At 53.7% G+C, this 18,524-nt stretch carries 21 protein-coding genes; all 21 read left to right on the forward strand.

Annotated features, from left to right (window positions below; genetic code table 11):
- Positions 1-106: 106 nt before the first annotated feature.
- The 21 genes from CTH_RS00875 (at position 107) to CTH_RS00975 (ending at position 18,482) form a co-directional block, all read left to right on the forward strand.
- Positions 107-1,540: an S-layer homology domain-containing protein gene (locus CTH_RS00875; RefSeq protein ID WP_107752731.1), complete on the forward strand. Its 1,434-nt coding sequence runs from the start codon at positions 107-109 to the stop codon at positions 1,538-1,540.
- Positions 1,541-1,551: 11 nt separating this feature from the next.
- The gene (locus tag CTH_RS00880) at positions 1,552-2,907 is read left to right on the forward strand and encodes a hypothetical protein (RefSeq protein ID WP_159073786.1); all 1,356 of its coding nucleotides are present in this window, start codon (positions 1,552-1,554) and stop codon (positions 2,905-2,907) included.
- Between the two features lie 61 nt (positions 2,908-2,968).
- Positions 2,969-3,403: a NapC/NirT family cytochrome c gene (locus tag CTH_RS00885; protein ID WP_078665974.1), complete on the forward strand. Its 435-nt coding sequence runs from the start codon at positions 2,969-2,971 to the stop codon at positions 3,401-3,403.
- Positions 3,404-3,411: 8 nt separating this feature from the next.
- Positions 3,412-4,653 (forward strand): ammonia-forming cytochrome c nitrite reductase subunit c552, encoded by a 1,242-nt coding sequence (locus CTH_RS00890; RefSeq protein ID WP_242946642.1) that lies wholly within the window; start codon positions 3,412-3,414, stop codon positions 4,651-4,653.
- 76 nt (positions 4,654-4,729) lie between these two features.
- Complete coding sequence (locus CTH_RS00895) at positions 4,730-5,056, forward strand: YnfA family protein (protein ID WP_078665976.1); 327 nt, start codon at positions 4,730-4,732, stop codon at positions 5,054-5,056.
- Between the two features lie 97 nt (positions 5,057-5,153).
- On the forward strand, positions 5,154-5,459 hold the full coding sequence (locus tag CTH_RS00900; RefSeq protein ID WP_078665977.1) for a YerC/YecD family TrpR-related protein: 306 nt from the start codon (positions 5,154-5,156) through the stop codon (positions 5,457-5,459).
- Positions 5,460-5,461: 2 nt separating this feature from the next.
- Positions 5,462-6,538 (forward strand): ATP phosphoribosyltransferase regulatory subunit, encoded by a 1,077-nt coding sequence (gene hisZ / locus CTH_RS00905; RefSeq protein ID WP_078665978.1) that lies wholly within the window; start codon positions 5,462-5,464, stop codon positions 6,536-6,538.
- Between the two features lie 3 nt (positions 6,539-6,541).
- Positions 6,542-7,117 (forward strand): accessory gene regulator ArgB-like protein, encoded by a 576-nt coding sequence (locus tag CTH_RS00910; RefSeq protein WP_078665979.1) that lies wholly within the window; start codon positions 6,542-6,544, stop codon positions 7,115-7,117.
- A 95-nt stretch (positions 7,118-7,212) separates the two neighbouring features.
- Positions 7,213-7,335: a cyclic lactone autoinducer peptide gene (locus CTH_RS00915; protein WP_078665980.1), complete on the forward strand. Its 123-nt coding sequence runs from the start codon at positions 7,213-7,215 to the stop codon at positions 7,333-7,335.
- A gap of 53 nt (positions 7,336-7,388) precedes the next feature.
- Entirely contained in the window at positions 7,389-7,874 is a 486-nt protein-coding gene (locus tag CTH_RS00920; RefSeq protein WP_078665981.1) for a hypothetical protein, read from the forward strand.
- Positions 7,875-7,889: 15 nt separating this feature from the next.
- Positions 7,890-8,810 (forward strand): sensor histidine kinase, encoded by a 921-nt coding sequence (locus CTH_RS00925; protein ID WP_107752735.1) that lies wholly within the window; start codon positions 7,890-7,892, stop codon positions 8,808-8,810.
- Between the two features lie 105 nt (positions 8,811-8,915).
- Positions 8,916-9,587: an ATP phosphoribosyltransferase gene (gene hisG / locus CTH_RS00930; protein WP_078665983.1), complete on the forward strand. Its 672-nt coding sequence runs from the start codon at positions 8,916-8,918 to the stop codon at positions 9,585-9,587.
- A 12-nt stretch (positions 9,588-9,599) separates the two neighbouring features.
- The gene (gene hisD / locus CTH_RS00935; protein WP_107752737.1) at positions 9,600-10,907 is read left to right on the forward strand and encodes a histidinol dehydrogenase; all 1,308 of its coding nucleotides are present in this window, start codon (positions 9,600-9,602) and stop codon (positions 10,905-10,907) included.
- Entirely contained in the window at positions 10,904-11,962 is a 1,059-nt protein-coding gene (gene hisC, locus CTH_RS00940; RefSeq protein WP_159071769.1) for a histidinol-phosphate transaminase, read from the forward strand. The genes hisD and hisC overlap by 4 nt, the downstream gene beginning before the upstream one ends.
- Positions 11,959-12,546: an imidazoleglycerol-phosphate dehydratase HisB gene (hisB, locus tag CTH_RS00945; RefSeq protein ID WP_078665986.1), complete on the forward strand. Its 588-nt coding sequence runs from the start codon at positions 11,959-11,961 to the stop codon at positions 12,544-12,546. The genes hisC and hisB overlap by 4 nt, the downstream gene beginning before the upstream one ends.
- A gap of 13 nt (positions 12,547-12,559) precedes the next feature.
- Complete coding sequence (gene hisH, locus CTH_RS00950; RefSeq protein ID WP_107754226.1) at positions 12,560-13,198, forward strand: imidazole glycerol phosphate synthase subunit HisH; 639 nt, start codon at positions 12,560-12,562, stop codon at positions 13,196-13,198.
- A complete protein-coding gene (hisA, locus tag CTH_RS00955; RefSeq protein ID WP_078665987.1) occupies positions 13,176-13,901 on the forward strand; it encodes a 1-(5-phosphoribosyl)-5-[(5-phosphoribosylamino)methylideneamino]imidazole-4-carboxamide isomerase in 726 nt (241 codons plus the stop codon). The genes hisH and hisA overlap by 23 nt, the downstream gene beginning before the upstream one ends.
- Entirely contained in the window at positions 13,901-14,662 is a 762-nt protein-coding gene (gene hisF, locus CTH_RS00960; protein ID WP_079907310.1) for an imidazole glycerol phosphate synthase subunit HisF, read from the forward strand. Before hisA ends, hisF begins: the two co-directional genes overlap by 1 nt.
- On the forward strand, positions 14,659-15,294 hold the full coding sequence (hisIE, locus tag CTH_RS00965; protein WP_078665989.1) for a bifunctional phosphoribosyl-AMP cyclohydrolase/phosphoribosyl-ATP diphosphatase HisIE: 636 nt from the start codon (positions 14,659-14,661) through the stop codon (positions 15,292-15,294). The genes hisF and hisIE overlap by 4 nt, the downstream gene beginning before the upstream one ends.
- Before the next feature lie 154 nt (positions 15,295-15,448).
- On the forward strand, positions 15,449-17,617 hold the full coding sequence (locus CTH_RS00970; RefSeq protein WP_078665990.1) for a methyl-accepting chemotaxis protein: 2,169 nt from the start codon (positions 15,449-15,451) through the stop codon (positions 17,615-17,617).
- A gap of 130 nt (positions 17,618-17,747) precedes the next feature.
- Positions 17,748-18,482: a Fic family protein gene (locus CTH_RS00975; RefSeq protein ID WP_318262716.1), complete on the forward strand. Its 735-nt coding sequence runs from the start codon at positions 17,748-17,750 to the stop codon at positions 18,480-18,482.
- Positions 18,483-18,524: the final 42 nt, after the last annotated feature.

The raw sequence follows: 18,524 nt of genomic DNA on the forward strand, positions 1-18,524 counted from the left end.
ATTATGTCGAAACTTGCTGGAATTTTTGGCAAGGAATTGCTGTAATCGTGCCGAATAAACTTCCCTGTGAGAAAAAGAGAAAAATATCACAGGGGAGGCGGGAGGGTTGACCGGAAGACTGAAGCAACTGCTGGCAGGCTGGCTGGGGCTATTGCTGACCCTGAACAGTCTGCCTTTGCTTTGGGCGGCAGAAATGCCGCGAGATATCAAGGGCCACTGGTCAGAAGCCGTTCTGCTGCGGCAGTGGGAGCGGGGGATACTCACCGGCGAACGGCAAAAGGAAGGCTTTTATCTCCGGCCCAACCGGCCGGTCAGCCGGGCGGAGCTGGTGGTGGTGCTGCTGCGTAACGGCTATGTGCTGGCGCAGCCATTAGCAAAAGAGCCGGTGTTGCCCGGGGACAGCCGGGGCCACTGGGCAGCCCCTTATCTGGCACAGGCGCAGGCTCAGGGGCTGTTAAAAGGCTATCCCGACGGCAGCTTCAAGCCTGACAGACAGGTAACCAGAGCCGAACTGGCCGTCTTGTTGGCCCGGCTGCCGGGCCTGCCAGCAAAGGGGAGCGGTGACGGTAAGAAGCTGCCACAGGATGTCCGGGGGCACTGGGCAGAGGAGGAAATCAAGCGTCTGGTGACAGCAGGCATAATCCAGGGCTATCCGGACGGCAGTTTTCAGCCGGAGCGGGCGGCCAGTCGGGCCGAAGTGGCGGTGTTGCTGGATCGCCTTTGGCCGGCCCATACACCTCCTGATCAGGATGGCGATGGCCTTAATGACGGGCTGGAGGCCCGGCTGAACACCAATGCTCAGCTTGTGGACAGTGATTTTGATGGGGTAAGGGATGGAGAAGAGGGGCAACTGGGGCTAGATCCGCTGCGACCAGATAGTGATGACGATGGCCTCAGTGACCAGGAGGAAATTCTGCTGCAGACTGATCCGCGGCGGCGGGATAGTAATGGCAATGGACGCAGTGATGGGGAGGAACTCTACCCGCAGACTTATTACAGGGCGGACAAGCCTCTGCAACCGGCTATTTCAGCCTTGCTGCCGGCGCCCGCGATTTACGCGCTGGCGGTCAGGGAGAAAGGGACCAAAGAGAGTTTGGCCCTGCAAAACAATCCTGCTCTGTTAGGATCGGCCCTGGAGGTTATTGCTGCCCCCAGGCGACAGGGAAGCATCACCTTGCAGGCAGATCTGGCACTGGCAGCAGCTGGAGGGGCGGCCAATTTGCTGGTAGCCCATTACCGGCCAGAACGGGGGCAGATGGAGTATTTTTCACCCCGGATACTGGAAGATGGGCGAATCCGGGTGGAAGCTGTGGAGCTGGCAGGCACCTGGTATCTGGTAGATAGGCGGCGTCTGGGACAGGCGGTTTCCCGGGAGGAACTGAAAGAGAGGGATGTGCTGTTACTGGTGGATGCTTCCGGCTCCATGGGTACAGTGGATAAAGAAGGCTACCGGCTGGAACTGGCTGCTGACCTGGTGCAGAGATTGGGGGCTGCTGATCGAGTGGCAATAATGGCCTTTACGAAAAAACTGAATTATTAGTACCACTGACCGTGGATAAGGCCAGGATCCGGACTGCCCTGACCGGGATCGGCAGTGATGGGGATACTGATCTGCAGGGGGCAGTGGCAGCGGGGATAGATTACATGCTCAGGGAAGGCCGCCCGCAAGCGGAAAAATCCATTGTCCTTTTTACAGAGGGACACAATACCCGACCGGAGGTATTATGGGAACTGGGCGAGAAGGCAGGTAGCAGTGGGATCAGGATTCACACCCTGGGCCTGGGCGTTGGGGTGCATGGAGTGCTGCGGGACCTGGCGGAAGCCAGTGGTGGTCAGTATCAGGATGACTGGCATGGGGAGGAACTGCTGGCTTTGTATCCCCCCGCTCCGGCAGAGGACAGGGATGGAGATGGTTTGCCTGATGGGGAAGAAAGGCAGGGCCTGTTGACCCAATACGGCCAGGTTATTTTTACCGATCCGGAGCGAGCAGATACGGATGGGGATGGCTTAACTGATGGAGAGGAAATGGGTATCAGCCAGGCCAAACCTTTCGGGTTGACAGCACAGATGGCAGTTCCAGGGTATAATATTCAGTCCAATCCTTTATTCCCGGATACAGATGGAGATGGCTTGCCGGACAAGGAGGATCCCAGGCCCCAGGTACCGGACTGGCCGATTCTGGTATTATTGCATGGTTTATTTTCTGACCGCACTATCTGGGGAATGTATAAAGACAGGGAGCATATCGCTCCTGACAGTTTCCTGGGTTACTGGCGGGAAATGGGCTATAATCTGGAGCAGGTACTTGCCTATCAGTATCCTTCAACAGAACATGTCAGCAGGGTGGCGGCCAGTCTGGCCGCAGCCTTACCAGTTGAAGAAAAAAAGCGACATCCCTATGGCAAAAGCTATTGTTATCTGCTATTAGGCCATAGTAAAGGAGGGCTGGTGGCCCGTTATGTAGTGGAGCACAGTCTGTTCCGGGGGCGACCGGTGCTGGGGCTTTTCACACTGGGAACCCCGCACTGGGGCTGGTCACTGCTGAGCGGTTTTTACAATGACCTGGCCCCGGATAGTGAATTGTTTGTTGTCCAGGAAAGAGAGCCCCTGAAGCGCATTTGTCAGCCATTGACGGGCAAGCCGCTGGGAGTACCATATATTCCGCTGGCAACTGAGTACAATTCCTGGACGGAAAAACTGGTAATAGCTGACGAGGAGGTAGCAGCTTTGAAAAAAGCCGGAGACTGGGTGGTGGGCAATACCAATGCTCTGGCGCAGGGTATTCCGGCCCGCAAGCGTTACCTCCTGCGCACTCCGGAGAAATATTATCACTGGGAAAGTCACCACAATTCTCTGGTCTGGGCCACTGTCTGGCAGGAAACAGAAAAAATTCTGGGCAGCAATTAGCTTCATGCCTGTGCATGAGGCTTCTTTTTTTGCTCATACTAATGCCAGGAGGTGAAAGGCTGTGGAAAATCGCTATCGCATTGCCTTTTTTACACTGCTGGCGGTTGTAATCATCGGGCTCTTATTGACTATTAATTTTGCCTATGGGGACAGGCCCCGCTTTTGTTCCAATTGTCATCTGATGCAGGGGGAATATCGCACCTGGGCAAGTTCGGTCCATCAAGGAGTAGGGTGTAATGACTGTCATGCTCCCCATGAGTGGCCCCGGAAATGGTGGTTTAAAAGCAAGGCTGGCCTGGGGCATATTTATCGCAATACTACGGGACAGTTTCCGGCGGTGCTGCGGGCTACTCCTCAGAGCCAGGAAGTGATTCAGGCCAATTGTATTCGCTGTCATAAAGGGACATTGCAGAAAATCAATACGGAACAGAAATGCTGGAATTGTCACCGGGGAACCCCGCATGGACAAATGCTGGAAAGGGTGAAAGAAGGATGAATTTTTCAATGCGCACTAAAGGAATAATCTTGCTGGTTTTAGCTGGCCTGGTCCTCTGGGCTGCCGGTTGTGCCGGGCCGGAGGGGCCAAAGGGACCGGAAATCAAGAAAGGTGCCATCAAGGAAGAAACCTATGATCCCTCCGAATGGGGCAAGGTCTATCCCCTGGAATATGAGACCTATCAAAAAAATAAACTGGCGGAGCGCACCAAATATGGCGGATCAGTTAAATACTCAAAATTTACTACAGAGCCGGAAATCAAGGAATTGTTCAAAGGCTATGGTTTCAGTATCGACTATAACGAGGAACGGGGACACGTATATTCACTGGAAGATATTCGTGCCACCAAACGGAAAAAACCCAGTGCCTCTTGCTGGACCTGCAAATCGGCGCAAGTACCCAAGTTAATCCGCGACATGGGGGATAAGTTTTTTACCAGTGATTTTGAGGAAGTAGGGAAGAAGATCAATGTCCCCATCAGCTGTGCTGACTGCCACGACCCGGAAACTATGAACCTGCGCATTACCCGGCCACCATTTGTGGAGGCTATGAAGGAACGGGGGATTGATGTTACCAAAGCCAACCGCCAGGCCATGCGCAATTATGTCTGTGGCCAGTGCCATGTGGAGTATTATTTCCGCAAGGATAACAAGAAAGTGGTATTTCCCTGGAAAAACGGGCTGGAACCGGAGCAAATCGAGAAATATTATGACCAGTATGAGGGGGGCCCTTTCTTCGACTGGGAGCACCCGGATTCCAAAGCCAAATTGCGAAAAGTCCAGCATCCCGAATTCGAAACTCATATGACAGGTATCCACGGTAAAGCGGGAGTGACCTGCGTGGATTGCCACATGCCCTATTTACGGGATAAGAATAAAGTCAAATATTCTTCTCACTGGTGGACCAGTCCCCTGAAAGATGTGGAGCGCTCCTGTGCCGTTTGCCACCGGGCTCAGAAACCGGAATGGTTCAAGGAAATGATTTACCGGATTCAGGACCGGACCTGGGCGTTGCAACAGCGGGCAGCTCAAACCCTGGTGGAGGCTCACCAGGCTGTAGCCGCGGCTGAAAAAGCCGGACGCCCGGCAGCTGACCTGGAAGCCGCCCGGCGCTTGATCGTGCAGGCTCAGTGGCGCTGGGACTGGGTGGCAGCGGAAAACTCCCGCGGTTTCCACAACCCTGACCAGGCGCTAACAGTCCTGGGACAGGCTATTGACCTGGCCAATCAGGCTATCAAAAAAGTTAAGTAAAAGAAGTAGCCCTGACCTGTACAAACATCGGTCAGGGCTTTATAATTTTGATAGCAAGCAAGAGAGAGGTGAAGGGATGTTTAAAGCAGCAATGCTGTTTATTCTGGCCGGTCTGGCGGAAATCGGGGGCGGCTATCTGGTCTGGCTGGCCTTGCGGGAGCAAAAGGGCTGGTTCTATGGAATCGCCGGGGCGACTATCCTCATTCTCTACGGTATTCTCCCCACCCTGCAGGAGTTTCCTTCCTTCGGGCGGGTTTACGCCGCTTACGGTGGTGTATTTATCGCCCTTTCGCTGCTCTGGGGCTGGGGGATTGATGGCAGACAGCCCGATTTCTGGGATGGGCTGGGTGCGGCCATAGCATTGCTAGGAGCTGGTATTATCCTCTATGCACCCCGGGGTTAATCCCCCTTGTCTTTAACTAATTAAAACACTAATATATTGCAGAAGCGATGAGAATGGCGTATAATGGCAGGTGAACAGGCAGTGAAGGAGGGGGACCATGAACTATCGGTCCAAACTGGAACATCCACTGGTTGACCGGCTGTTTGACGCCATTTTGTTATTGCAAAACCGGGAGGAGTGCTATCGGTTTTTTGAGGATATCTGTACGGTGGCGGAAATCCAGGCCCTGGCCCAGCGCCTGGAGGTGGCCAGATTGCTGGAAGCCAATGCCACTTACGGGGAAATTGCGGAACAGACCGGGGCCAGCAGTGCCACTATCAGCCGGGTCAAACGGGCCCTCTATTACGGTGCTGATGGTTATAAGCTGATTTTGCGCCGTCTGGCCGAGGAGAAAGGGGAATAGAGATGGAGAAAGAAAAATTCTGGCGCATACCGGCAGGAGTGCGAGACTGGTTGCCGGGGGAAAGAGCCAGCCGCAGGCAGCTGGAGGAGGTTATGACCCGGACTTTTGCCCTCTGGGGTTATCGGGAGGTGGCCACTCCCACCCTGGAATACTGGGATAGCATCAGCCTGGGCCTAAATGATGAGGGCAGGGAAGTCATCAAGTTAATTGACCGCAATGGCGATATTCTGGCCCTGCGGCCGGACTGGACCACTCCAATTGCGCGGCTGACGGCCAGTCGCCTGGCCCAGTGGCCCTTGCCCCTGCGCCTTTTTTACAGTGGCCAGGTTTTTACCCAGGTAGAACCGCAGGTAGGGCGCTGGCGGGAGTACGGCCAGGCCGGGGTGGAGTTGATCGGCTTGCCGGGAGGCTGGGCTGATGGGGAAGTAGTGGCCCTGGCTGCTGAAAGCCTGCTGGCCGCCGGCTTAAAGGAATTTCAACTGCATCTGGGACACATGGGATTACTGCAGGGTCTGATGGCTGAACAGGGCCTGACTCCTGAACAGGAGAGGGAAGTGAAAGCCGCTGTGTCCAGAAAAGACCTGGTGCGGGCGGAACAGCTGCTGGGTCGGGGAGCGGAACTGCTGACCCTGCGGGGAGGCCGGGAGATGCTGGTGCGGGCAGAGCAACTGACCAGGGGACCGGAAGCGGCTCAGGCTCTGGCCGAGCTGGGGGAAACCATGGACTACCTGGAGGCTTATGGCCTGGCGGAACGGATTGTCCTGGACTTCAGCCTGCTCAGAGGGCTGGATTATTATACCGGTGTAATTTTTGAAGGCTTTGCCCCCGGCCTGGGCTTCTCCCTTTGCGGAGGCGGCCGTTATGATGGGCTGCTGGCCCGCTTCGGGCAGCCGTTACCTGCTACTGGCTTTGCCATAGGCTATGAACGGCTGCTCCTGGCTCTGGAACGGCAGGGAGTAAATAGACAGGGGATGGATACCGAGGTACGGTTACAGCGGAGGGAAAAGAACTGGACAGAAGTGCTGGCTGAGGCCAGAAGGCGCCGGGCAGCAGGGGAGATAGTGATAGTGGAGGGATAAACTATGCTCAAGAAAATGGCAGCCTGGTTGGCCACCAGTCAGGGCCTATCGGCAGAGGACGAGGAAGTACTCCTTTACTCCTTGACCATCCTTACCACTACCCTCGGTAATATTCTGGGCCTGGCCCTGCTGGCCTGGCTGCTGGACACCGGGTGGGAAACCATGGCAGTAACCCTGCCTGCAGTTACCCTGCGCATGTGGGCCGGAGGTGGCCATGCCACTGCCCCCTGGCGCTGCGTTATGGTAGGAACTACCGTAATGGCTCTGCTGGCCTGGCTAACCCGGACGGCCTCCTACTGGTTGGAGCCGGTTGTGCCTGTGCTGGTAATACTGGCTGCCCTAATTACCTGGCGTTATGCTCCGGCGCCGGCCCCCAATAAGCCGCTGAGCAGCCGGCAACAGGCGGATAAACTGCGTCGACGGGCTTTGATTACCCTGACCTTCTGGGCGATTATCATCTTCTTGTTCTGGTTGCTGGCAGTACCGGCCTGGTTGACAGCAGGGATGGCTTTAGGTCTGTTCTGGCAGGGGTTAACGGTAGTGCCTCCTGTTTATCACTGGCTGGGCAAATATTTTTAGATACCAGCAGGATTTTTGCTATATTTTGTCGAAAATGCATCTAGAGAGTATAAATAGCGACAGCCCGGCCCCTGTTTCGAGGAGGCGATGGACCCATGTTGAAGCGGATCTTGAGCGGGTTGGTTAATGTGCTGTTGTTGCTGGCACAGGCTAATGTGGATATAACCAGTAGTCTGTTTGTCTATGAACCCGAAGTGCCGAAAAAATTGAGGAAATAGGGCGGGTTTCTTGGGCTGTCGCTATTTTAAAAATAAACAAGAAGAGGGAGAAAATGCAGTTACAGGTTTTGTTACTATCCTGGTGGCCGGCCATGGCAGCCTATTTGTTATTGTTTACTACCTTGCTGGGCAAGCGGGGAACATTGCTACAGGTACTGGGGTTGGGCCTGGTGCTGGCGCTGGCAGATGGTGTTGTTGCTGCCCTGGTTAAACAGGCGGGCCTTCCTTATGGTTTGCATATTCCTGTTTCTTTGGCCTTGATGGCTTTAGGGGGCAGCATTGTTTGGAGGCGTATCTGGTTTAGCCTGGTTGTGGCAATATTAAGCTATCTAACCATGATAGTTATTGACATTTTTACCGGAATACTGGTTGTAAAAATCTTAAATCAACAAAATTTTTTACAAAAAGCTTTAAATGACTGGCGTTTAATGATTTTAGTTGGCCAGTTACAAATGATTCCTGTTTATCTGGCTGCCTGGTGGACTGGACGCCGACGGATAGTCTGGTTTGACCTGTACCAGCGCAGGATTCGTGGATAAAAGGATGGGGGAGAAATGCCTTCCAGACAAATCAGCCGCAAAGTGGCTTTTTTGATCGCTAATATTCTCTTGCAAGGTTGGCTCTTCTTATTGCTGGTAACTTTACAGCTATTTTGGCGACACGAGACTCGCTGGAGTTTGTTACTGAGAAGTGATAGCTTGCTCATCACCATCGGACTCCTGGGGGTCTTTTGCGCTATTTTGGGGGTATTCATGGTCAGGGAAATCATCCGTATGGCTGATGTGGAAGAAGAAGCCAGACTGCAGGCTCTGCAACTGGAAGAGGCCAAAGAGTTTAATGCTACTTTAAGTGCTTATCGTCACGATTTCCTCAATCACCTCCAGGTCATCGGGGGCTTGATTCAACTGGGCAAGCCTCAGGATGCATACGAATACCTGGCGGAAATCACTGCCCAGTTGATCGGGGCCAATAAAAACCGGCTGGTCAGTCAGCCGGAGGTAGAAGCCCTGTTGTGGAAGAAGAAGGCACTGGCCGAGGAAAAAGGGATACGGTTACAGTTCAATATCCGCTCCAATCTGGGTCAGGCGGAAATCAGCGGTCTGGATCTGGCCCGCATCCTGGGCAATCTGCTGGATAATGCCATTTATGCTGTCAAGGATTTGTTGCCCCGGGACCGGATAGTTACTGTAAGCATCGAGGAACTGGAAGAAGGCTTTCGCCTGGCGGTACATAACTGGGGGCCCCCTATCCCCGTCAAACTGCAAAGACTAATCTTTGAGCGGGGTTTCACTACCAAAGGGGCTGAAGGCAATGGTCTGGGACTGGATATAGTAGCCACTCTGGTTCAGAAGAATCGCGGAAAAATCAACCTGGTCAGCACCGAAGCGGAGGGAACCACTTTTACTGTCTGGTTGCCCCGCCGGGACGGGAATCTGGCGGTTACCATTTGGGCTGGACCGGGCTTATGGCTCTAGCGCCTGATGCAAATCCGGCGCTTATTTTTTTATTGACTTTTTCTCCATTACCATGATAGTATATTAGTAAATCATCACTTTAACTAACTAAAGAGGAGAAGGGCTATGTTCAGTAAAAATAACGATTTCTTAACCGTTGCCCTGCCCAAGGGGGCTTTGTTTGCGGAGGCGGTGGAGTTGCTGGGCCGCTGTGGCTTAAATACAGACCAGTTGCTGGGGGACAGCCGCAAGCTCTTTTTTACTGATGCGGAACAGGAAGTTAATTACCTCATTTGCCGGCCCACGGATATTCCTACCTTTGTGGAATACGGAGCAGCGGATCTGGGGATAGTGGGGAAAGATACCATTGCCGAACAGGGCAAGGATGTTTATGAGTTGCTGGATTTGAAATTCGGTTTTTGCCGTTTTGTGGTAGCGGCTCCTAAGGCGCTCACTCCCATAACCGATTGGTCGCAATGGGCGGCAGCCCGGGTAGCCACCAAGTTTCCCCGGGTGGCGGAACAGTTTTTCCAGAGCAAAGGTTTGCAGATGGAAATTATCAAGCTGCATGGCAATATCGAGCTGGCTCCCCTGGTGGGGCTGGCGGACTTGATTGTGGATCTGGTTTCTACCGGTCGTACTTTGCGGGAAAACAATCTGGCGGAAGTGGAGGAGATTTTTCCGGTTACCGCTCGCCTGATTGCCAACCGGGTCAATCTGCGCATCAAGGATAGGCGGATCGGGCCGTTACTGGAAAAGCTGAAATTCCATACCAGCCAGCGGCACAGTGATTGTTGAGGAGGGACGAAGATGGTGTTCAGGATTTTGCAAGCCGGTTCGGTAGAGGCAGAACGGCTGTTAATGAAGGAATATGGCGATCTGGCCTGTTATGAACAGGCAGTCAGGGAGATCCTGGCGGAAGTCAAATGTCGAGGAGATGAGGCGGTACTGGCCTACACGGCCCGCTTTGACGGGGTAGAGCTAACAGCAGCCACCATGCGCGTATCCGAGGCAGAGGTAGCTGAGGCTTATACCCGGGTGGATGAGGAGTTTCTGGCGGCCCTGCGCCTGGCCCGGGATAATATTAGTGCCTTTCACCAGAAACAGCTGCCCAAATCCTGGGCAGAACCAGACCAAAAGGGGAATGTGCTGGGCCAGCTGGTAAGGCCCCTGGAGCGGGTAGGAATTTATGTCCCGGGGGGGACTGCCGATTATCCCTCCTCAGTGCTAATGAATGCCATTCCTGCCCGGGTAGCAGGGGTAAAGGAGATTGTTATGGTGGCTCCACCCAGGCGGGATGGACGTTTGAGTCCCTATACCCTGGTGGCGGCCCGGGAGGCAGGAGTGACGGAAATCTATAAAATCGGGGGAGCGCAGGCTATCGCTGCCCTGGCCTTTGGCACCGAAACCATCCGGAAGGTGGACCTGATTACCGGTCCGGGCAATATCTATGTTACCCTGGCCAAGAAGGAAGTCTATGGCCGGGTCAATATCGACATGCTGGCCGGGCCCAGTGAAATCCTGATTATCGCTGATGAGACTGCCAATCCTCGTTATCTGGCAGCTGACCTTCTATCCCAGGCTGAACATGATGTGCTGGCTTCCTCAGTGTTGCTCACCCCCAGCCGGGAGCTGGCAGAAGCGGTAGCTGGGGAAGTGGAAAAACAGCTGCAGGCCCTGGAGAGACGGGAAATAGCGGCTAAAAGTCTGGTGTCTTACGGTGGGGCAATTATCACTGCTGATCTGGAGGAAGCGGTAGCACTGGCTAACCGCTATGCTCCTGAACACCTGGAATTGCAAGTGCAGGACCCCTGGCAATGGCTGGGCCGTATTCAGCATGCCGGTGCCATTTTTCTCGGACCCTATACACCGGAACCGGTAGGGGACTATCTGGCCGGGCCCAACCATGTGCTGCCGACTGGTGGTACCGCCCGTTTCTATTCCGCCCTTAATGTGGAGACATTTATGAAGAAAACCAGCCTCCTTTCCTATACCGCCCGGGGTTTGAAAGCAGAAGGAGAGGCCATTGTCAAACTGGCTAATACAGAAGGATTGACCGCCCATGCCAGGGCAGTAGCGGTACGCCTGGAAGACCTGACAGAGGAGGGAGAGCAGTGATTGAGGCGCGCGCCTGGCTACAGGCCCTTAAACCTTATGATCCCCACGAATTACCCTGGCGGGTGAAACTGGATGCCAATGAAAACCCCCATCCGTTTCCGGCACCGGTGCTGGCCGAAATGCTGGCGACTTTGTCGACCGGTCTGTTTCAGCGCTATCCTGACGCTACTGCCAGTCAGCTGCGGGTTGAGCTGGCGGCCTACTGTGGGGTAGAAGCTGACCAGATTCTGCTGGGCAATGGCTCGGATGAAATCCTGCATCTGGTCTGCCAGGCTTATGTTGGACCCGGGCGCCAGGCGGTTTATGGTGGACCCAGTTTTGCCATGTATGCCATCAATACTCTGGCTACTGGTGGTACCCCGGTTGAAGTGCCGCTGGATGAGGAATTCAACCTGGAACTGGCGCCTTTACTGGAACAGGCACAGCAGCCAGCTACCGGGGCAGTCTTTATCTGTACCCCTAATAACCCTACCGGCAACCTGGTGGGAAGAGATGAGATCATTCAGGTGCTGGAAAGGACCGAGGCCCTGGTGGTAGTGGATGAGGCCTACTACGAATTCTGCGGGCAAACGGTAGTGGATTTGCTGCCCCGTTACCCCCAGCTCCTGATTCTCCGTACCTTTTCCAAAGCCTTTGGCCTGGCGGGACTGAGGGTGGGCTATGCCCTGGGTAACCGGGAGCTAATCCGGGAATTGCATAAAGTGCGCCAGCCCTATAATCTCAATGCCTTTAGCCAGCTGGCAGCATTGACGGCATTACGCCACCGGGAGCTGTTTGTCCAGCAAATAGAGACTATCTTAAAGGATAAAGAGGAATTGAGCCGGGAGCTGGCAGAGATAGCGGGGGTGAAAAAAGTTTGGCCCAGTGCCGCCAATTTCCTGCTGGTGGAATTTGACCGGCCAGCGCAAGCAGTAGCTGCTGCTTTGGCTGAACGGGGGATACTGGTGCGTTTTCTGGGCCATCCCCGTTTGACTAATTGTCTGCGAATTACTGTGGGTACAATGGAGGAAAACCGCCTGCTGATGGCGAATGTAAAAGAGGTGCTGGCAAAATGAACCGAACCATAGCGGTGGAGAGGACAACCAGGGAAACCCGGGTGAAGGTGGTACTGGAACTGGACCAGATACGTCCGCCCCGGATCGAGACCGGGGTCGGGTTTTTCGATCATCTTCTGACCCAGATCGGACAGCATGGGCTCTTCGGGCTGACAGTGGAAGCCAGTGGGGACTTGCAGATTGATGCCCATCATACTGTGGAAGATGTGGGCATCACCCTGGGACAGGCCCTGGTACGCGCACTGGGGGATAAAGCGGGAATTAACCGCTTTGGGGAGGCGACAGTGCCGCTGGATGATGCCCTGGTCCAGGTAGTAGTGGACTTGAGTGGCCGGCCTTACCTCAATTTCGACCTGACCTTTCCCCGGGCCCAGGTAGGCAATTTTGACCTGGAACTGGTGGAGGAATTCTGCCGGGCCCTGGTTAACCACGGGGGCTTGAACCTGCATGTGCGCGGTCTGGCGGGGCACAATTGCCACCACCTGGCCGAGGCCTGTTTCAAGGCTCTGGGGAGGGCTCTGGGTCAGGCGACTATGGTAAATCCCCGCATTCCGGGGGTTTTGTCCAGCAAGGGTGTATTATGATGGGGGTAGGAAAATGACCGTCGGTATAATCGATTACGGTGCCGGCAATTTGCGCAGTGTGGTGCGGGCTTGTCAGGCTGCCGGATTGGAAACGAAAATTCTGGCTGAACCGGGAGAGATGGTGGCCGTCAGGGCCCTGATTTTACCCGGGGTTGGCCACTTTGGCTATGGTATGGAACGGCTCAGCGGGGGTGGCTGGGTGGAGCCCTTAAAGGAACTGGTTGCCATGGGCAAGCCGCTTTTAGGGATCTGCCTGGGTATGCAGCTTCTGTTTGAAAGCAGTGAAGAAAGCCCCGAACAGCCGGGACTGGGTTTGTTGCCCGGACGGGTGGTGCGTTTTCGGGGAGAACTGAAGGTGCCCCATATGGGCTGGAATCAGCTGGAGTTTACCGCTAACCCCTGGGGGCAACAGCTGTTTCAGGGGCTGGCGACAGGGACCTATTGTTATTTTGTCCATTCCTATTATGTGGAAGCAGCACAGGCAGAAACGGTAGCTGCCTGGTCTGAGTATGGTCGTCCTTTTGCGGCGGCGGTGGCAGCTCCCGGATTATGGGGGGTACAATTCCATCCGGAAAAGAGCAGCCGGGATGGATTGCGGATACTAAAAAATTTCGGGGAGTTGATTTACGGTGCTGATTATTCCGGCCATTGATTTGCGGGAAGGCAAGTGTGTCAGGCTAGTGGAGGGAAAGGTGGAAAATGAGACCATCTATTCCCATGATCCCGTGGCAGTTGCTCTGGGCTGGCAGGAGCTGGGGGCTAGAATGCTGCATCTGGTCGATCTGGATGGAGCTTTTACCGGCAAACCCTATAACCGGACCTGTATTGAAGCCATTGTCAGGGAAGTGAAAATCCCTGTTCAGCTGGGTGGTGGTATTCGCAGCCTGGAGACCATCGAGGAGCTGCTGAACCTGGGAGTGAATCGGGTGATCCTGGGTACGGTGGCCATTAACCAGCCTGCCCTGGTGCGGGAAGCCATCCAGCGCTTTGGGGAGGAGGCCATTGTGGTGGGAATAGATGCCAAAGATGGCCTGGTTGCCATTGAAGGCTGGGAAGCAACGGTGGAAAAAACGGTCGGTCAACTGGCCCGGGAGATGGTGGAGATCGGGGTCAAACGGGTGGTCTTTACCGATGTGCGGCGGGACGGCACTCTGAAAGGTCCTAATCTGGACAGCATTGCTGCCCTGGCCCGGGAAAGTGGACTGAGGGTGATCGCTTCCGGTGGGGTGGCCACTCTGGCAGACCTGCAGGCTCTGAAGGAACTGGAAAGTCTGGGGGTTGAAGCAGTTATCGTGGGTAAAGCCCTTTATGCGGGAACGGTCAACCTCAGTGAAGCATTGGAGGTTTGTGGCTGATGTTAGCCAAACGCATTATTCCCTGCCTGGATGTGGATGGGGGACGGGTGGTCAAGGGCACCAATTTTATCAATTTGCGGGATGCCGGTGACCCGGTGGAACTGGCCCGCTTTTATGACCAGGCCGGGGCCGATGAACTGGTTTTTCTGGACATATCTGCCTCCCATGAGGGGCGGCAGACCATGCTGGAGGTAGTGCGGCGAACGGCGGAAGAGGTGTTTATTCCCTTTACTGTCGGGGGAGGTATCCGCACCGTTGATGATATGCGCCAGATGCTGCTGGCCGGAGCGGACAAGGTTTCGGTCAATACGGCTGCCATCAAAAATCCGGCGCTGGTAGCAGAAGGAGCGCGGCAGTTTGGCAGCCAGTGCATTGTAGTGGCCATTGACGCCCGGCGTCGTCAGCATGGGGATGGTTGGGAAGTTTTTATTCATGGTGGTCGCACTCCCACCGGGCTGGATGCAGTGGCCTGGGCCCAGGAGGTAGAGCGTCTGGGGGCAGGCGAAATTTTGCTCACCAGTATGGACCGCGATGGCACCAAGGATGGCTATGACCTGGAGCTGACCCGGGCCATTGCCCGGACAGTGCGCATACCGGTGATTGCCTCCGGGGGGGCCGGGACGTTAGCACACCTTCTGGATGGGGTGACAAAAGGTGAAGCTGACGCTGTACTGGCTGCTTCCATTTTCCACTTTGGCACTTATACTATCAGGGAAGTCAAGGAATATCTGCGGCAGCAAGGGGTGAAGGTGAGGATATGAAACAAAAGGGAATCCAGGACTTGCAGTTTGGCCCCGATGGCCTGCTGCCGGCTATTGTTCAGGATGTGCATACCAGGGAAGTGCTGATGCTGGCTTATATGAACCGGCAGGCTCTGGAACGGACCCTGGCCACAGGGCGTACCTGGTTCTGGAGTCGCAGTCGCCAGCAGTTATGGAATAAAGGGGAAACCTCCGGCCACTACCAGCTGGTACGGGAAATCGCTTATGACTGTGATGCCGATGCCCTTCTTATCAAGGTGGAACAGGTGGGGGTAGCCTGTCATACCGGGGAATATTCCTGTTTTCACAATCGCCTCAGTTTTGGGGAGAGAGAAGAGCAAGAAAGCCTGGCGGGCAGTGAAATTCTGGTGGAACTCTGGCGAGTAATCAAGGAGCGGCAAGAGACCAGGCCGGAGGGCTCTTATACTGCCAAACTTTTCAATCAGGGGCTGGATAAGATCCTGAAAAAAGTGGGAGAAGAGGCGGCCGAGGTAATTATCGCTGCCAAAAACCGTCAGCCCGAGGAAGTGGCCTGGGAAGCTGCTGACCTGATTTATCACCTCTGGGTACTGCTGGCGGAACAGGGCATGGAACCGGCCCGGGTCTACCGGGAGCTGGCCAAACGGAGATGAATTTATCAGGGTGTCTATCAATAGTGTATAAATGATAGACACCCTTTTCGATTTGTCTATAATATACTGACTTAAATCTGATGGCAGGAAATAGACAAAAATTGACGAATATTTGTAATCAAAAATTTAATTGCTTATAAGCGGAGGCGAGAAGATGAAGGCCAGGTTCTGGAATTTTCGTGCTAAATTATTGTTTATGTTTGCGGCTCTGATTATCATTCCGCTGGTAGTGGCCGGGGTACATGCCCGGCAAAATGCCCAGGCGGGTATTGAAAACCAGACGCGCAAGGGGATTAACGCTCTGGTGGATTCCCTGGCCCGGGAGACCGATAACCATATCCGGGCTTCGGAGAAAATCGTGGAAACCCTGGCTGTTCTGCCGGCTTTGGAGAGCAAGGATTTTGCCGCCCAGCGAGCGATTTTTTCCCAGGTGATTAAAAATAATCCCCAGTTTATGTTTATTTATGCCGGATACCTGGATCAGCCTGGTTTGCCCAGTATCACTCCGACTACAAATCTGCCGGCAGACTATGATGCCCGGCAACGCCCCTGGTTTCAGCAAGCCATCAAGAGTGATAAAATCGAAATCACCGACGTTTACAATGATGCTTCTACAGGGTTGCCGATTGTAACTGTAGCGAAAGCCATCAAAGATAAAAACGGTAAAGCTATCGGGGTACTGGCTGCTGACATCGATCTGGGCAGCCTCAGTGACATGGTTTCCAAGATGAAACTGGGCAAAAGCGGTTATGGCTATATTGTGGACAGAAAGGGGATTGTAATTGCCCACCCGGACCGGGAACTGGTCAGAAAACAAACCAATTTAGGAGAGCAATTGCCTTTCATTAAAAAGGCTCTGGCCGGGGAAGAGGGCTTTACCACTTATACCTTCCAGGGGGTAGAAAAAGTCGCCGGTTACAAGCCCCTGCAGCGCCTGGGTTGGGGTATATTTGTACAGGAGCCGACAGCAGAGGCTTTTGTTGAGCTGGAACACCTGAATACAGCTATTCTCTGGACGACTGTTATCGCAATTCTGGTTGCGATGCTGGTGGGCACCATCTTTGCCCATGGGGTAGCCAAACAGGTGCGCCATCTGGCGGCTGTGGCTGATCAGGTCGCCAGAGGAGATCTGACGGCTGCAGTACAGGGCAAAGGATCCGATGAGCTGGGGTTACTGGCCCAGGGCTTTAACGCCATGCTGGAAAATATGCGCCAGGTTATTACTGAGGTCTTCAATACTTCCAATGCTGTGAATGGCGCCAGTCAGGAATTGACTGCCAGTGCTCAGCAGGCTGCGGTGACTACTGAGGAAATCATGAATGCCATTAATGAAACCATCCGGGTGGTGGAAGAAGGCGCCAGACTGCAGAGCAGTTCTGTACAGACCGCGGAAACAGCCATGCGGGAGTTGAGTCAGGCAATTGCCCAAATCGCCGCCGGGGCCCAGGAGCAAGCAGTGAACGTAACCAGAGGTGCAGAAATGGTTAACCGTATGGCCACAGGAATTGCTGAAATCGGAGAGCGCATGCAACTGGTGGAGGAGGCGGCTCGTCTTAACCGGGAAAAGGCGGAAGCCGGTGGCCAGGTAGTAGCGGAAACCGTTCAAGGTATGGAAGAAATTCGCCGGGTAGTATTTGCAGCAGCGGAAGATATTAAGCAGCTGGGGGCGCACTCCAAACAGATTGGGGAAATTGTCCAGGTTATCGATGATATTGCTGAACAGACTAACTTGCTGGCTCTTAATGCGGCTATTGAGGCTGCACGGGCCGGGGAACATGGCAAAGGCTTTGCGGTAGTAGCCGATGAAGTGCGCAAACTGGCAGAACGATCCAGCCGTTCCACCCAGGAAATCCGGCAATTGATCCAGACTATCCAGAAAGCCACCGAACAGGCGGTTGCGGCGATGGCAACGGGTACCACTCAGGTAGAACAGGGAGTTAGCAAAGCCCATGCGGCCGGTTCCGCTTTACAGGAAATCGTGGAAATCGCCCGCAAGGCAGGGGACGAGCTCCAGGCCATTGCTGCTGCCATTCAAAATGTGCAGCAGCAAAGCCGGGATGTGGTGCAGGCAATTGACAATATCGCTGCTATCACTGAGGAAAATACTGCCGCTACGGAGGAAATGGCTGCTGGCAGTGACAACGTCCTGCTCACTATTGAAAATATCGCCCGGGCTACTGATGATAGCGCCAATGCGGTCAAGAATGTCAGTCACAGTACTCACGAGCTCAAGGCCATTGCCCAGCAGGTAGCAGCTGCGGCCCAAAATCTCTCCGGACTGGCGCAAAACCTGCAGCAGATGGTTAATCGTTTCAGGGTATAAAAACGAAAAGGGGTTAGCCCCTTTTTCTTTTTGTTTAAAAACTTGCCTTTATACAAACAGCAGTCTCCTCAGATTTTAGATGCCCTCAGGCAGGTTGCGATGATCCAATCTACAGAAGCGTCTAATAGTATTGAAGGCATCAGGATCAAAAGGCGTTATTCAACAACTTCATCGAGATCTTTATAAATTCTCGTCAATCCCGGGTGGAAGATGGAAGGCAACGGATAATTCAATTGTAGAAAACAGGCCAGATGGTAGCAAACTTACCTGTTTTCAACCTGTATCGGCATTCATGACTCCTTTGGCTATGGAGGAACTCTGTCAGGCATTCAATCTGGAAGTAGCGAAAGCAGAAATTGAACCTTTAGTACTTACTGCTTCGTTCATTTTGGACTTCCTATGTATTCATCCATTTAGAGATGGTAATGGCCGTCTTTCAAGACTATTGACTTTACTGCTTTTATACAAGTTTGGCTTTGAAGTGGGTAGATTTATCAGTTTGGAAAAGCTGATTGAGAAAAGCAAAGAGTCATACTATGAAACCCTGTGGGCTTCTTCGCAAGGCTGGCATGAGGGCCAGCATGACCTGTTGCCCTGGCTGGAATATTTTTTGGGGATTATTCTGGCCGCTTACCGTGAGTTTGAGGAAAGGGTTGGTAATATAAGCTCTTATAAAGGGAGTAAGGGTGAAAGAATAAAAGAGGCGATTAACCATTTCAATGCAGAATTTACTATTTCAGATATAGAAAGAGTTTGTCCGGACATCAGTCGCCCTACTGTCTATAGAGTTCTCAAAGAACTAAAGGACCAGGGTTTAATTACTCCTGTAGAAATCGGCCGTAAAGCCAGGTGGAGAAAACTCTAATTTTACGCAGGAAACAAATAGCAGGAAACAAACAGATTTTGT

It is taken from the genome of Carboxydocella thermautotrophica, from assembly GCA_003054495.1.
Lineage (GTDB): Bacteria > Bacillota.

Excerpts from the sequence above, each read along its gene's own strand:
- CTH_RS00890 (WP_242946642.1), top strand. The coding sequence starts at position 3,412 with ATGCGCACTAAAGGAATAATCTTGCTGGTTTTAGCTGGCCTGGTCCTC.
- hisD (WP_107752737.1), top strand. The coding sequence starts at position 9,600 with ATGGTGTTCAGGATTTTGCAAGCCGGTTCGGTAGAGGCAGAACGGCTG.
- hisIE (WP_078665989.1), top strand. The coding sequence starts at position 14,659 with ATGAAACAAAAGGGAATCCAGGACTTGCAGTTTGGCCCCGATGGCCTG.
- CTH_RS00915 (WP_078665980.1), top strand. The coding sequence starts at position 7,213 with ATGTTGAAGCGGATCTTGAGCGGGTTGGTTAATGTGCTGTTGTTGCTG.
- CTH_RS00895 (WP_078665976.1), top strand. The coding sequence starts at position 4,730 with ATGTTTAAAGCAGCAATGCTGTTTATTCTGGCCGGTCTGGCGGAAATC.
- CTH_RS00925 (WP_107752735.1), top strand. The coding sequence starts at position 7,890 with ATGCCTTCCAGACAAATCAGCCGCAAAGTGGCTTTTTTGATCGCTAAT.
- CTH_RS00900 (WP_078665977.1), top strand. The coding sequence starts at position 5,154 with ATGAACTATCGGTCCAAACTGGAACATCCACTGGTTGACCGGCTGTTT.
- hisZ (WP_078665978.1), top strand. The coding sequence starts at position 5,462 with ATGGAGAAAGAAAAATTCTGGCGCATACCGGCAGGAGTGCGAGACTGG.
- CTH_RS00920 (WP_078665981.1), top strand. The coding sequence starts at position 7,389 with ATGCAGTTACAGGTTTTGTTACTATCCTGGTGGCCGGCCATGGCAGCC.
- hisF (WP_079907310.1), top strand. The coding sequence starts at position 13,901 with ATGTTAGCCAAACGCATTATTCCCTGCCTGGATGTGGATGGGGGACGG.
- CTH_RS00910 (WP_078665979.1), top strand. The coding sequence starts at position 6,542 with ATGCTCAAGAAAATGGCAGCCTGGTTGGCCACCAGTCAGGGCCTATCG.
- hisG (WP_078665983.1), top strand. The coding sequence starts at position 8,916 with ATGTTCAGTAAAAATAACGATTTCTTAACCGTTGCCCTGCCCAAGGGG.
- hisH (WP_107754226.1), top strand. The coding sequence starts at position 12,560 with ATGACCGTCGGTATAATCGATTACGGTGCCGGCAATTTGCGCAGTGTG.
- hisB (WP_078665986.1), top strand. The coding sequence starts at position 11,959 with ATGAACCGAACCATAGCGGTGGAGAGGACAACCAGGGAAACCCGGGTG.
- CTH_RS00970 (WP_078665990.1), top strand. The coding sequence starts at position 15,449 with ATGAAGGCCAGGTTCTGGAATTTTCGTGCTAAATTATTGTTTATGTTT.